A 13,479-nucleotide genomic window follows, 5' to 3' on the forward strand; every position below is an offset into this window, starting at 1 on the left:
TTCTTTTGCACCTCATTCATTCGGTTTCTCGCCTCCTGGTTGGTTTGTTTGTTTTGGTCTATTATTTTTTTACCAGGAGGCTTTTTTATTGGCAACACCTACCTTACATCATTACAGGAATGCTCTCCCTTTCTTTAGCTCTTGCCCCTTCATTTTACCTTAAGAATATTTAAACGGCAATAGAAGTAACTTTAAGATTAAGTTAAAACCGGCGCACAATGGCATCGGCCATCCTGGCCACCCGTACCATGGCCTGGACGTCATGAACGCGAATTATATCAACTCCCTGGGCTACTCCTAAGGCCACCGTAGCGGCCGTTCCCTCCAGGCGCTGGTCAACGGGTAGATTGAGGGTCTTACCAATCATTGACTTGCGCGAAGTGCCCAGGAGAATGGGTTTGCCCAGTACTTTTAACTCCCGTAAACGGCCCATTACTTCCAGGTTCTGCTGCAGGTCCTTGCCAAAGCCAATGCCCGGGTCGATAATAATCTGCTCCGGGAGTACCCCGTTCCCTTCTGCCAGGCTGATACTTTCTTTCAAGGAAGTGAGAATATCAAACATTAAATCCTGGTATTCGGTACCCTGCTGGTTGTGCATGATAATAATAGGCGCCTGGTAGCGGGCACAAACGGCGGCCATTGCGGCATCAGCCCGGCAACCCCAGATATCGTTAATGATATCAACCCCCAGGTCCAGGGCCCGCTGGGCCGTAATAGCTTTGTAAGTATCTACGGAAATAGGGACTTTGATTTCGGCCACCAGGCGCTTTAAAACCGGTTCCAGGCGGCGCCATTCTTCTTCGGCCGGCACCGGCTCGTGACCGGGACGGGTTGATTCCCCGCCTACGTCGATGATATCGGCCCCTTCATCCACCAACCGGTGGGCATGCTCCACCGCCGCCCCGGGGTCATAAAAAAAGCCGCCATCGGAAAAGGAATCCGGCGTTACATTGACAATTCCCATGACCAGGGTCCGCCGGCCCAGGACAAGGGGACCCCGCGGGCATTTGATCTCCTGGATACCGGCCTTTTCCCGGCTGTTCAGGGTAGCTTGAATTGCGGCTGCCAGCTTGTTTAAGCCAAAATACTGCTGGGGCAGCTTTTCTACCAGGAGTTCCAGCTGGCGCCTGGTGGCAAAGAGTAGGACATCGGTTTTCTCGATCGACCAGCCGGCTACGCCTGCCGCCATGGCCGCCTCGCCGCCCCGGGCCAGCATTTCTTGTTTTAAGATATTGGCCGCCCTGGCCGGTACATCTTTAAGCTTGAGGCAGTAATGCAGGGCCTTGGGCACCATCAGCTCAATACCCCGGGCATCGACGCCAATCTCCTCCATCAATTTTCTGGCCGTTGCTGCATCGGGAACGTTAATTACTTCTATGATCTCCTGCCAGGACATAGGAATCATCCTCCAAAATATATTATACCTCTCTCCATGCCTGGCAGCAAAAACCCCACCCGCCAGGGGGTGGGGTCCAGGCATAGATTATCAAGGGCGCTATAGCTTTAGAACAGTCCGGTGATAACGCCGTCGGCATCAATATCAATATTGCAGGCTGCCGGGCGCTTGGGCAGGCCGGGCATGGTCATAATGGCACCGGTAATGGGGACGATAAAGCCGGCCCCCGCTGAGAGCCTTACCTCGCGGACGGTAATGGTAAAGTTCCGGGGCCGCCCCAGCTTGGTCATGTCGTCAGAAAAAGAGTACTGGGTCTTGGCCATGACCACCGGCAGGTTGCCGTAACCCATAGCTTCAAAGCGCTCGATGGCCTTGTCGGCATCAGCTGTGTAATTTACGCCATCGGCGCCGTAAATCTCTGTAGCGATTTTATAAATCTTTTCTTTGATGCTGAGGTCCAGTTCATAGAGGGGATGGAAGTTAGACGGTTTTGTTTCAATGGTTTTGAGAACTTTTTGCGCTAGTTCAATGCCACCAGCGCCACCTTTAGCCCAGACTTCGGACAGGGCCACTTCCGCACCGGCTTTGTTGCACAGATCATAGAGGAGATTTAATTCAGCTTCCGTGTCGGTGGGGAAGGCGTTAATGGCCACCACGGCCGGCACGCCGAACTTGCCGACGTTTTCAATATGTTTCTCCAGGTTCTCAAAGCCCTGGCGCAGGGCTGCCAGGTTTTCCGTGGCCAGTTCAGATTTCGGTACGCCGCCGTGCATTTTGAGGGCGCGGACGGTGGCGACAATGACGGTAACGTCGGGTTTGAGACCGGCATAGCGGCACTTGACGTCATAAAACTTCTCGGCCCCCAGGTCGGCACCAAAACCGGCCTCGGTGACGACGTAATCGGCCAGCTTGAGGGCGGTCCTGGTAGCGGTTATGCTGTTGCAGCCGTGGGCGATATTGGCAAAGGGACCGCCGTGGACGAAGGCGGGGGTGTTCTCCAGAGTCTGGACCAGGTTGGGCTTAATGGCGTCCTTCATCAGCAGGGCCATGGAACCCTGGGCTTCCAGGTCACCAGCAGTTACGGGCTTGCCGTCATAGGTATAGCCGACGACAATACGGCGGAAACGCTCCTTCAAGTCCATGAGGTCGCTGGCCAGGCACAGGCAGGCCATGACTTCCGAGGCCACCGAGATATCAAAACCAGTCTCCCGGGGGACACCATTGGCTTTACCGCCCAGGCCGATAACGATATTGCGCAGGGCGCGGTCATTAAGATCAATAACCCTTCTCCAGGTAACGGTCCGGGGATCGATGTTTAAAGCGTTGCCCTGCTGGAGGTGATTGTCTACCATGGCCGCCAGGAGGTTATGGGCATAGGTGACAGCATGGATGTCACCGGTAAAGTGCAGGTTGATGTCTTCCATGGGTACAACCTGGGCATAACCGCCACCGGCAGCACCACCTTTTATGCCAAAGCTGGGACCTAAGGAGGGCTCCCGCAGGCAAACCATAACCTTTTTCCCCAGGCGGGCTAGGGCGTCTGTCAGGCCGACACTGGTGGTAGTTTTACCTTCACCGGCAGGGGTGGGGGTAATGGCCGTGACCAGGATGAGCTTGCCATCGGGTTTATCCTTGAGCCGGCGGTAGACATCAAGGGAGATTTTTGCCTTATATTTACCGTATAGCTCCACTTCATCTTCCTCAATGCCCAGGGCCCGGGCCAGCTCCATAACGGGTTTCATTCTGGCCGCCTGGGCGATTTCAATATCGCTGGGTACGTTGGCCAATTTAAACACTCCTTTCATTTCAAAAAAATGTACATCCAGCTATGTGGTTAATAGTGAAATTCTACACAAACTCTAATTTTCCTGCTACCCCCACTAACTTATTTATTTGGTTTCTACCACAGCCTGTCCCCGCCCGGCCCATCATTCATAATTATAAACCTTTCTTTACAAAAAACAAACAATTAAATTTTGTGCTTCATAACAGGAGAGAAAGCAAATATATTAACCTGTTGCGTTCTCACCATGCTCAGGTCCGGCAATGACCGGCAGGCTGTCCAGCAAGAGGGCCTGCCTGGCTACTTCCAGGATGGCCTCCCGGGGAGCAGGTCCTAAAACTCCCCTGCTTACCTGAACATTAAAGGTTCTGGCAGCGACCCGGGCCGTTTCCAGGACCCGCAAGAGGGGAAAGGCCTGCCACTCCAGGATATGGACTACCACGGCAGTTTGCCGGCCTGCTTCTTGCCCCCTGGCCGTGATTGCTCCACCTCCTTTCTGGTTCAGAACCCGGGCCAGATGGTAGGCCACCCGCACGTCGTCGGTACCGAGATAAAGGGTATACTCCAGGGCCTTCATCCCTCCTCACCACCCCTTTTCGTTCTACCCTTAGCATACTATTCGAGAAGAAAACCTGCCTTGGCAAGGTGGGCTGCAATTATATCTAAAATATCTTCCCTGGCTGCTTCCACCGTATGCAGGTGCACACCGCTACCAGTAAGGGTATACAGGGGTTTAGCCCCGCTGGCCTTTAAATCGGCGACAAATTTCTGGACGTCATAGCGGGAAGCAAGCATCAGGTAACCGCGAATTTCCCCGTACAGAGGGTGTTCTACTACGACGTCAATTACTTTCCCTCCATAATCGACCATAATCTGTAATTCCCGCTCCAGGCCGGCCAGGTCATGCTGGCAAGCAAAGGTACGCCGGCAGCGGGTATCCGGACCTGGCAGGAGATAGCCCTGGGGGGTGGCCAGGATATTGACCCCTGCCGCCCGCAATACGGCCACATCCTGGACAATAACCTGGCGGCTGACGCCAAGGAGCGCGGCCAGCTCGGTGCCCTTGCGGGGCTGGTTGTTATCTAAAAGTTCGATGATCCTCTGCCGGCGTTCACTGGCTTTCATAAATCTTTTGGGCCTCCACTAAAGAAAAAGGCCGGTTACCCGGCCTGCTCTTCCCCCAGTTCGCCGGGGGTAAAAAAGAGGGCTATTTCCCGGGCCGCACTGGCCGGGGAATCCGAACCATGAATAACATTCTTGCCCACCTCAAGGGCATAATCCCCGCGGATGGTACCGGGAGCAGCATCTTTAGGGTTGGTGGCACCCATCATTTGCCTTAAGCCGGCAATGACGCCGGGGCCTTCCAGCACCATGGCCACCACCGGACCCGAGGTAATGTGGCTGATAAGTTCCTGGTAAAAGGGTTTGCCCTGGTGCTCGGCATAATGCCTGGCTGCCAGCTCCGGCGTTATCCGTAGCATTTTCAGGGCCACAATCCGGTAACCTTTAAGTTCAATCCGGCTGATGATAGCGCCGATGAGGCCCCGTTCTACCCCTTCGGGTTTAATCATGGCAAAGGTGCGTTCCACTACCATACTCCTTTCAAACAGTGGAGGTAAGTTAATTTAATCAGCATGTCCTTATTGGGACCGCTGCCTTTGGTACTTTCAACCCCTGCCCCGCCGGTAGCTGCCGGCTGCAGGTTTTCCTTTTGCTGGTTCCCTTGCTTGTTCTCTTCCGGGTGGTTGTGCTCCAAGTTATAGGCTTCAATAATAGCTGTAAATTCTTCGGCTTCCAGGGTTTCCTTTTCCATTAATGCCCTGGCCACCAGGTGTAGTTCGGCCATATGCTTCTGGAGGAGTTCTTTGGCCCGGTTATAGCATTCATCAATGATGCGGCGGGCTTCCTTGTCAATGGAAAAGGCTACTGCTTCGCTATAATTACGGTCCCGGGCTATATCCCGGCCCAGGAAGACGGTTTCTTGTTTGCGTCCGAAGGTCAGGGGTCCCAGTTCATCAGACATGCCGAACTCGGTGATCATTTTGCGTACCAGTTCCGTGGCTCGCTCCAGGTCATTCTGGGCTCCCGTACTGACTTCCTTTAATACCAGGGCTTCGGCTACCCGGCCACCCAGGAGCATGGTTACCTGGTCCAGGATCTGGGACTTGGTCATATAACGGCGATCTTCCTTGGGGAGGAGCAGGGTGTAACCACCGGCCCGCCCGCGGGGGATAATGGAGACTTTATGCAGGGGGTCGGTATGGGGCAGATAATGGCCCAGCAGGGCGTGGCCCGCTTCGTGGAAGGCCACCAGCCTTTTTTCATAGTCGCTGATAACCCTGGATTTTTTCTCCGGGCCAGCTATGACCCGCTCGATGGAATCTTCCATCTCTTCCATACTAATGTTACGCTTACCGCGCCGGGCAGCAAGCAAGGCTGCTTCATTAACCAGGTTGGCCAGGTCGGCCCCGGTAAAGCCCGGCGTCCGCCGCGCCAGAACATCCAGGTCCACGTTATCATCCAGGGGTTTACCACGGACATGGACCTTTAAAATCTCTTTCCGGCCAACTACATCTGGTACATCGACGACTATCTGGCGGTCAAAACGCCCCGGTCGCAACAGGGCCGGGTCCAGGATATCGGGCCGGTTGGTGGCCGCGATGATAATAATCCCTTCGTTGGCATTAAAGCCGTCCATTTCTACCAGTAACTGGTTTAAAGTTTGTTCTCTCTCATCGTGACCGCCGCCCAGGCCGGCACCCCGCTGACGACCAACGGCATCAATCTCATCAATAAAGACGATACATGGGGAATTCTTTTTGGCCTGCTCAAAGAGATCCCGCACCCGGGAAGCACCCACGCCAACAAACATTTCCACAAAATCAGACCCGCTGATGCTAAAGAAGGGTACCCCTGCTTCCCCGGCCACGGCCCGGGCCAGCAAAGTTTTCCCCGTCCCGGGGGGCCCGTAAAGAAGGACACCCTTGGGGATGCGCGCCCCCAGTTCATTAAACTTGCGCGGGTTTTTGAGGAACTCCACGACTTCTTCTAATTCCTCTTTGGCCTCATCGGCGCCGGCGACGTCGCTAAAGGTGACCTTGCGTTTTTCATCGGTATGCAGCCGCGCCCGGCTCTTGCCAAACTGCATCACCCGCGAGCCGCCCCCCTGGGTCTGCTGCATCATAAAGAATACCAGGCCCACCAGCAGGAGAATCGGCAACAGGCTTCCGAGTAAGTTCGTCCACCAGGGCGGTTGAGGCGGTAGCTGGGTCCTGGTGACAACACCTTTACTGGTTAAACGATCGGTTAAGGCGGCTGAAGCCGGGACATTGACTGTAAACCGGGTATTATTTTTCAGGACGCCATCGACTTTAATAATATTATCATGGGGTGTTAAAGTAACTTCCAGAACCTGACCCTGATCTACTGCCTGGTAAAAGCGGGTCAAATCCCACTCTTCTACAGTCTTCTCCACCGGCGTCGACAACCTGATGATGGAAACTGCCAGTAATACTATGAGCAGATATACGGCCAGGTTCTTAAAAATTCGATTCAACGGGTCACCCTCCTCTTACCCCGCCCTGCATCTTATAGCTATATATTGTAGCATACGGAAAATATGATTGCAATTTAACTTTATATTTTATTTTATGGCCAGGGTTCCAGCTGCAGGTGCAGGGCCAGGCGCGTTACCGGCGTAATTTTAAAATCATCGGCCAGGCGAAAACCGGCCACCCAGGCAATACGCCGGCCGCTTATAACCAGGGGTACCAGGTGACGCCTGGCCACGGGTAAATGAATGTCGCTGAAAAAATCCTGGAGTTTCTTGTTACCGGCAAGACCAAGGGGCCGGAAATAATCCCCTGGCTGCCAGTTACGTACCACCAGGGGCTTTTCTAATTTATCCCAGTCCAGCCAGGCCTCATCCTCCGTGCCCTTAAAAGTGGCGGGCGGCTCTCCAAGCCCGGCGCGGATGGCCCGTCCTACTTCCGGTAAAGGCGTTAACCCCGGTACCTGCAGCGGGTAGGAAAAAGTTATGGCCCGGGGCCCCTCTGCCGGGACCAGCAGGATTAATTCCGTTCCCCTGGCCTCTACCCTTAGATGCCCCGGCCAGGTAATAGTGCCATCCCGGGAAGCCATTTCCCGGGCCCCTTCCACCTGGTTGAAGCTCACCTTTCTTCCCAGGGAGGCAGCCGCCAGGCGCAGAACCCGGCGCTGGATTCCCGGAGCCAGGGATAGCCATTCCTCCCGGTCCAGGGCCAGACAGCCAGGTTCCTGGCGTATTTTTATCCTGGCAAAGGCTTCCTGGGCAAGATTAGCCAGGATCTCTTCTTCCTCCTGCAGGATAACGGCGGTCCGGCTTAAGGTCCTGACAATGGCCGGGTTAAATTCCCGGGCCAGAAAGGGCAATAACTGGTGCCGGATTTTATTACGCCTCAAAGTGATGTCCCAATTCGTAAAGTCCTGGCGGGGTTCAAGGCCCTGCTGGCGACAGTAGGCCTCTATTTCTGCCCGGGAAATAAAAAGCAACGGCCTGATAACCTGGCCGCGCTGGGGCACCATGGCTTTCAGCCCTGTCAGGCCACTCCCCCGCAGGAGATTTAATAAAACCGTTTCGGCCTGGTCATCGGCCTGGTGGCCAACGGCAATTTTACTGGCCCCCACCGCAGTGGCCACTTCCAGGAGAAAGCGGTAACGTACTTCCCGGGCTGCTTCCTCCAGGGACAGGCGGTGCTCCTGCTGGTAAGCAGCCACATCCCGGCTGGCTATGGTCACCGGCAGGCCCCATCTCCTGGCCAGGTTACGAACATATTCCGCATCGGCAGCCGCCTCCGGGCGTAACCCGTGATTTAAATGGGCGACATGCAGGGTATGGCCAAATTCCTCCTGTAAAGCCCGCAGGCTGTGCAGCAGGGCCAGAGAATCCGGCCCCCCGGAAACCCCTACCACTACTTTATCCCCTGGTACCAGGAGGCCGTATCTCCGGACTGTCTGCCGGACCCGGTCCAGCATAAAGGTCCACCTTCAAAGGTCATCATATTGCCTTTATTTCGGCATGACGGGCCTTTTTCCTGCTTCTTCTGGTGAGTTTTTCCTTAAATAATATCCTTTATACGCCACTCCTTTCCATCCTGGCTACCATAACCGTCATATCATCCCGGGGCTTGCCGTCAACGAGGGCCCTGGCCTGTTTTAATAAACGGTCAGCTATTTCCTGGGGCCGGGCATCGCCTACCCGCTGTAAAGCTTTAGCCAGCCATCTTTCCTTTTCGTTTATGTCCCGGTGGGCTTCCAGGATACCGTCGCTAACCATGACCAGTAAATCACCATCCTGCAACTCTTCCCGGAGGGGTTCCACCTGCAGGTCCTCCAGGATCCCTGCTGGTAAAGAGTGGCTATTCAGGGTTTTTACCTGGCCATCCCGCTGGATGAAGGTAGGGCAGGCTCCCAGTTTATAAAATTCAGCCGTACCGGTGCCACAGTTAATTAAAGCCAGGTCACAGGTAGTAAAGCTCTCTTTAGGCGATCTTAATAGCAGGATCATGTTGATGGTCCGCAGGGCCATTTCCGGCGTAAAGCCGGTTGCCAGCAAGTCCCGGACCAGTTCGATGGCCGTAGCACTTGTTTCAGCAGCCTCCCGCCCGGCACCCATACCGTCTCCCAGAACCAGCAGTTGTCTCCCGGGTTCAAGGGGGCCTGCCAAACAGGTGTCACCGGAAACTTCTGCCTGGTAGCGGGGAGCAGCCGCCATCCCGACGGTAACCTGCCATAAAGGCAGTTCCTCCCCTTCCCCTTCCCCTGCCCCGGCCCCTGTGTTTGGTCCCCCGTTAACCAGCATTGCTGCCAGGGCTTCAAAGGTGGCTGCCAGCCAGTTATTCAAGCCGTCTTCTGGCGGACGTACCTGCATTTTACTAGCCTCACCTGTTAACGCTGCCAGGAGTTCCCGGCAACGGCTACAACGTGAGGACAGCCATTCAGGTATATCGGCAGTAGTTAGGGGCCCCCGGCTTCCCTTTTGTAATAATTCCTGCAGCAGGGTTACCATTTGTTCGCCTTCCAGTTCCCAGCACACCTTGCCGGCCGGGCATCCACGGCAGGTGGCCCTGGCTACCTGGCGCACGGTAACCATGGGACTTTCCTTAAAGCCGGTAAATTTAAGACTCCGGGCCAGGCTTTTTAAGGCCGTCTTTAATCTCTCTTGTCGTCCATGGCCCTCCTGCACCGCCGGCATGGTTACCGGTGCCGCCAGGAATCTTTGCAGGTAATTGATCAGGAAAGAGGGAGTGGCTGCCAGGGCCAGAGCCACCAGACCACCTTCCTTTAAAGCCGCCAGAGCACTATCCTGCCCAAGGAAATAGCTGGCTAAAAGCAGGTGAGCCAGCAGGAAGCCGCTGATAACCCCCGGCTTGCCCAGGCTTTTCAGGGAACCGGCAATTAAACCGGCAAAGGCGAGTAAACCTGCCAGCGCCGGCGTTACCACCTGGGAGAGACTGGGCAAAAAGCCGACCGCCGCCCCGGTCGCCGCTCCGGCCCCTGGCCCTCCAGCCAGGGACGCCAGCAGGAGGATATAGCGGCTAATCAGGCCCTGCAGGGAAAGGCCAAAGAGCTGCCATCCCTGCAGGCCCAGGAGTACCCCTGCGAGAAAGAGGCCTCCGCCAAGGAGACGCTCTTCCTGGCGCGTGGTCATGGTTGCATCGAGAAAAGCGAGACTTAATCCCCAGGCCAGGAGGGCCTCAAAGATTACCTGGACCCAGCCATAAAAGGATGGTTGCCAGAGAGTAAGGCTTAATCCCCTGACCAGGATAATGGTCACCGGCGCCAGGGTGGCGTGGGTCAAGATGCTGCCCCGGCGCAAACCAGGATAAAGGGTAAAAATTAGTCCCAGCAATAAAAAAAGGAGCAGGCGGCTGTAGGCCGGAGCAGGGCTGCTGAACCAGCTGCCGGCCATGCTGATCAAGGCCACTGGCCAGAGGAGGCGCGACCGTCGGACAGCGGCGGTAATAACTGCCGCCGGTCCAAAAGGGAAAAGTTCCTCCAGCAAAGCCCCCCGCGCCAGGCAAAATGCCGCCACCAGAAAAAGAAAGTCGAGGCCCAGGCGGGTTGCTACCGTTAGTTCGACTTCCCGCCGGTAAGGATGGACTCCAGGTTGGCCGGACATAAAACCACCGCCTTTACCATTACCTGGCAATTATTATACGCCATTTTACGCTAAAATCTTGTCATCTTCAGGCAACGGCGGTGGACAATCTTTCGACACTAAAAAACCACCCTCTTCTTTCAGGGTGGTTTTACTGGTGGCCCGTAGGGGATTCGAACCCCTGTTACCGGCTTGAAAGACCGGTGTCTTAACCCCTTGACTAACGGGCCAGATCATAAAAATGGTAGCGGTGGTAGGATTCGAACCTACGACACTGCGGGTATGAACCGCATGCTCTGACCAGCTGAGCTACACCGCCATGCAGAAGATATTATGCCTGAATCTTGCCCTTTTGTCAAGGGCCCGCGATCACTCAGTTAAAATATAACCGAAGGGAGTTCGGCTCACTCACGGCGAAATCTTACCGAGGGGATGTGTACGTATTTTGAATACCAGGCCTGACAAAAAAAGCCGGGTAACCGGTGTTGTTACCTCGGACCCCGGTTACCCGGACAGTAGATACGGCGCCCTTTTAATTACGGCTGAACTATGCCGTCTCTCCGGTTTCGCTTTCTTGTTCATTACTTAAGGTTAGCTCATGACTCCCCCTGGTGTAGAAGCTAAATAACCCGAACATTACGCCGACAGCAGCTATTTTTATAGCGTAATCGAGGAATTTTTTCCCCGTCATGGCCATCTGGGTGGCCGCCTGGCCGCCGATGACAAATCCCGCCACAAACATGAAAGCCACAATAGCACCAATGAGGACGGCAATCAAAACAAAAACGCCAAAAAAGTTGTTAAACAGGTCTACCAATACTTTTTTCATCTCAACACCCCCAGTCAGATGCTTATTTAATAAATATCGGTAATACGCCGACAAGGAGTAAAAAGGTGACTATAAGGTGAGCAAATACCCAGACGTAAGTCAGTTTAGCCGTCTCCCAGAACTTGGACCGGGCAATCCCCATAGCCGTATACATGGCCAGGGCCAGGGGCGGGGTCATACCTTCCATTACGCCGGTAATGGCCGGCATAACGACAGCTACCAGGAAAGGATCGAGGCCTACCGCCGCACCGGTAGAGATAATGGCTGAACCCAGGATGGCTACCTGGGAAGATCCGGGTAAAACCATCCCCAGGAAAGCGGTAAAGACGACTATCAGTAAGGCCCAGCCTGCTTTACCCAGGCCGAAACTCAAGAACCAGGTCTTAATTGCTTCGCTCATTTCTACTTTCTGGAACACCAGGGCAATGGCGTAGGCAAGGTAAATAGTAGCCGAAACCGGCACCACCCCTTTTAAGCTATCCCGGAACATGGCGAAAACGCTATTCAGGTTAAAGCCACCGGGAATCTCCTTGCGTCCGACAATAATGGCGTAGAAGGTACAGAACCCTGCCGTCATCAGGAGCACCGAAGCGGAAAAGGCCTTGGCGCCATCAGGACCATAGCGGGCTATAAGGGTTGTCTTAAAAACTGAATCGATAATAATCGGACCCAGGATAAAAACCGGAATTAGCATGGCGCTCCAGCCTTCTTTGAGGGCCTGGGCCAGGTTGGGCCGCTCCTCTTTAGGTACGGGCTGTACCCTGTAATATTTGCAAAAGGCCAGCAGGGTGAGCCAGCGTTGTAGAATCAACCAGCCGAAAACAATATATAGCCCCAGCCAGAAAGTAGAAAGGGAATATTTATCGGGGTATAAAGTCGAGAGTATGGCAAAAGCGACCAGATTTAAACCGGGGCCAACCTGGTTACCCAGCATGCTGGCCGCCATTTCCACCGTTGCTGCCAGGTGGCGGGGAAAACCGCTCCGGATCATGGCCGGGATGGTAAAAACACCGGTAGCCGCGACGTTGCCCGGTCCGGTACCGGTCATAGTCGCTAGGGCGCAACTGCCAAAAAGGGAGACATAACCGGCACCGCCTGGCAGACCGCCAATGAACGCTAAAATAATGTTAATTAACTTTTCTACCACTCTGGTTTGACCTAAAATATAGGCAAAGACCAGAAAGCCTACAATAATATAAAAGAGGCCGCTTGTGGTAGGGGCCAAGAGGCCCGGCCAGAAGAGATCGTAACGCCCCGTCATGACAATAGTGAAGGCAAAAGCAATGGCCATGGCCTCATAAATAGGCCGTTTGAAGGCTATAAAGACCAAGGCGATAACTATAAGCAGCTCAATTAACCAGAAGACCTGGATGGGGAAAGGCCCAACCGTTTGGACTGGCACTTATAATGACCTCCTTTAGGTTAAATTCCACTTTTGATTATTTAATCCGTATTTCCTGTTTGACTGTACCTGGCACCTGCATTGACCAGCTCTCTAAAGAGTTCCAACCAGAACGACTCCTGTAAAACCTCCGGGTGAAATTGCACCCCTAAAACAAAGTCGTGCTCAAGGCTGGCCATGGCTTCAACTATGCCGTCCGGCGCCCGGGCGACAACTGCAAATCCCGGCGGCGGTTCCATGACCGCCTGGCGGTGAAAACTGTTGACCATGGCCTCTCCCTTCCCGGTAAGCCGGGCCAGGATACCATCCATCTCTACTTTGTGAATAGTTTCTGCCGGCGGCCTGCTCCCCTGCTGGTGGACAATGCCGCTATTCTCCGGCCGCAGGTGGATATCATCCAGGTACATGGTCCCGCCGCAAACAACATTTAAAACCTGGTGCCCGCGGCAGATGCCGAGGACAGGCATGTTCCTTTCCAAGGCACCCAGCAGGTAGTCCCTTTCATTGGCAAAGCGTAGAGGGTTCTGGCTTTCTAAATCTTTAGCCTGGTTCCCTTTTAAAACATTGCGCTTGACACTGAGGACCTCGCCAGCGGCGATAAGGGCGTCAATGTTGTTTAAAGTCTCCCGGCGAATTTCGGGGTCGTTGACTACCGGTAGCAATAAAGGAATGCCACCAGCCTTCTCCACCGCTTCTACACAGGCCTTGACTGTGTAGATAAGGAACCAGCCCGGGACAACATTGCCCTGCTCCCATCCGGTAGTAATACCGACACGAGTGGAGCCCATCTAAATTGTTATACCTCCTATCTCAATAATTTGCTTCTAGCTCGTTAAATCTCTTGCTCTCTTAGATTTTCATTTTTATGATGAAGTCCAAGAAGGCAGACTAAGCCTTCATCTTCATCATCAGTAGACGTAGTTGTTGTGGA

The 13,479-nt window shown here is 54.3% G+C and carries 11 protein-coding genes and 2 tRNA genes; all 13 read right to left on the reverse strand.

All coding sequences use genetic code 11. The annotated features are described in order from the left end of the window. Positions 1-202: 202 nt before the first annotated feature. The 13 genes from folP to MOST_RS01910 all read right to left on the reverse strand — a co-directional run bounded on the left by folP (position 203) and on the right by MOST_RS01910 (position 13,336). Positions 203-1,396 (reverse strand): dihydropteroate synthase, encoded by a 1,194-nt coding sequence (folP, locus tag MOST_RS01850; RefSeq protein WP_054937597.1) that lies wholly within the window; start codon positions 1,394-1,396, stop codon positions 203-205. A 107-nt stretch (positions 1,397-1,503) separates the two neighbouring features. Continuing rightward, positions 1,504-3,183, reverse strand: a complete 1,680-nt coding sequence (locus tag MOST_RS01855; RefSeq protein WP_106007005.1) for a formate--tetrahydrofolate ligase — start codon at positions 3,181-3,183, stop codon at positions 1,504-1,506. Between the two features lie 222 nt (positions 3,184-3,405). After that, positions 3,406-3,756: a hypothetical protein gene (locus MOST_RS01860; protein ID WP_054937595.1), complete on the reverse strand. Its 351-nt coding sequence runs from the start codon at positions 3,754-3,756 to the stop codon at positions 3,406-3,408. Between the two features lie 38 nt (positions 3,757-3,794). Beyond that, positions 3,795-4,304 (reverse strand): transcription repressor NadR, encoded by a 510-nt coding sequence (locus MOST_RS01865; RefSeq protein ID WP_054937594.1) that lies wholly within the window; start codon positions 4,302-4,304, stop codon positions 3,795-3,797. 35 nt (positions 4,305-4,339) lie between these two features. Then, positions 4,340-4,768 (reverse strand): nucleoside-diphosphate kinase, encoded by a 429-nt coding sequence (gene ndk / locus MOST_RS01870; RefSeq protein WP_054937593.1) that lies wholly within the window; start codon positions 4,766-4,768, stop codon positions 4,340-4,342. Beyond that, positions 4,768-6,735, reverse strand: a complete 1,968-nt coding sequence (ftsH, locus tag MOST_RS01875) for an ATP-dependent zinc metalloprotease FtsH (RefSeq protein WP_054937592.1) — start codon at positions 6,733-6,735, stop codon at positions 4,768-4,770. Before ftsH ends, ndk begins: the two co-directional genes overlap by 1 nt. 92 nt (positions 6,736-6,827) lie before the next feature. Next, complete coding sequence (gene tilS, locus MOST_RS18120; protein WP_054937591.1) at positions 6,828-8,192, reverse strand: tRNA lysidine(34) synthetase TilS; 1,365 nt, start codon at positions 8,190-8,192, stop codon at positions 6,828-6,830. Between the two features lie 97 nt (positions 8,193-8,289). Continuing rightward, positions 8,290-10,338, reverse strand: a complete 2,049-nt coding sequence (locus MOST_RS01885; RefSeq protein WP_054937590.1) for a SpoIIE family protein phosphatase — start codon at positions 10,336-10,338, stop codon at positions 8,290-8,292. A gap of 134 nt (positions 10,339-10,472) precedes the next feature. After that, positions 10,473-10,547, reverse strand: a tRNA-Glu gene (locus MOST_RS01890). A 12-nt stretch (positions 10,548-10,559) separates the two neighbouring features. Next, positions 10,560-10,636, reverse strand: a tRNA-Met gene (locus MOST_RS01895). A gap of 228 nt (positions 10,637-10,864) precedes the next feature. Then, complete coding sequence (locus tag MOST_RS01900) at positions 10,865-11,146, reverse strand: hypothetical protein (RefSeq protein ID WP_054937589.1); 282 nt, start codon at positions 11,144-11,146, stop codon at positions 10,865-10,867. Between the two features lie 22 nt (positions 11,147-11,168). Further along, positions 11,169-12,548 carry a TRAP transporter large permease subunit gene (locus MOST_RS01905; RefSeq protein WP_054937588.1) on the reverse strand — a complete coding sequence of 460 codons (1,380 nt, stop codon included), beginning with the start codon at positions 12,546-12,548 and terminating at the stop codon, positions 11,169-11,171. A 41-nt stretch (positions 12,549-12,589) separates the two neighbouring features. Continuing rightward, entirely contained in the window at positions 12,590-13,336 is a 747-nt protein-coding gene (locus MOST_RS01910; RefSeq protein ID WP_054937587.1) for a gamma-glutamyl-gamma-aminobutyrate hydrolase family protein, read from the reverse strand. Positions 13,337-13,479: the final 143 nt, after the last annotated feature.

Source organism: Neomoorella stamsii (assembly GCF_002995805.1).
Classification (GTDB): Bacteria; Bacillota; DSM-521; order Neomoorellales; family Neomoorellaceae; genus Neomoorella; species Neomoorella stamsii.

Bases quoted from the DNA above. Each gene is read 5' to 3' on its own strand.
- folP (WP_054937597.1), bottom strand. From the start codon at position 1,396: ATGTCCTGGCAGGAGATCATAGAAGTAATTAACGTTCCCGATGCAGCA.
- MOST_RS01860 (WP_054937595.1), bottom strand. From the start codon at position 3,756: ATGAAGGCCCTGGAGTATACCCTTTATCTCGGTACCGACGACGTGCGG.
- MOST_RS01865 (WP_054937594.1), bottom strand. From the start codon at position 4,304: ATGAAAGCCAGTGAACGCCGGCAGAGGATCATCGAACTTTTAGATAAC.
- tilS (WP_054937591.1), bottom strand. From the start codon at position 8,192: ATGCTGGACCGGGTCCGGCAGACAGTCCGGAGATACGGCCTCCTGGTA.
- MOST_RS01885 (WP_054937590.1), bottom strand. From the start codon at position 10,338: ATGTCCGGCCAACCTGGAGTCCATCCTTACCGGCGGGAAGTCGAACTA.
- MOST_RS01900 (WP_054937589.1), bottom strand. From the start codon at position 11,146: ATGAAAAAAGTATTGGTAGACCTGTTTAACAACTTTTTTGGCGTTTTT.
- MOST_RS01910 (WP_054937587.1), bottom strand. From the start codon at position 13,336: ATGGGCTCCACTCGTGTCGGTATTACTACCGGATGGGAGCAGGGCAAT.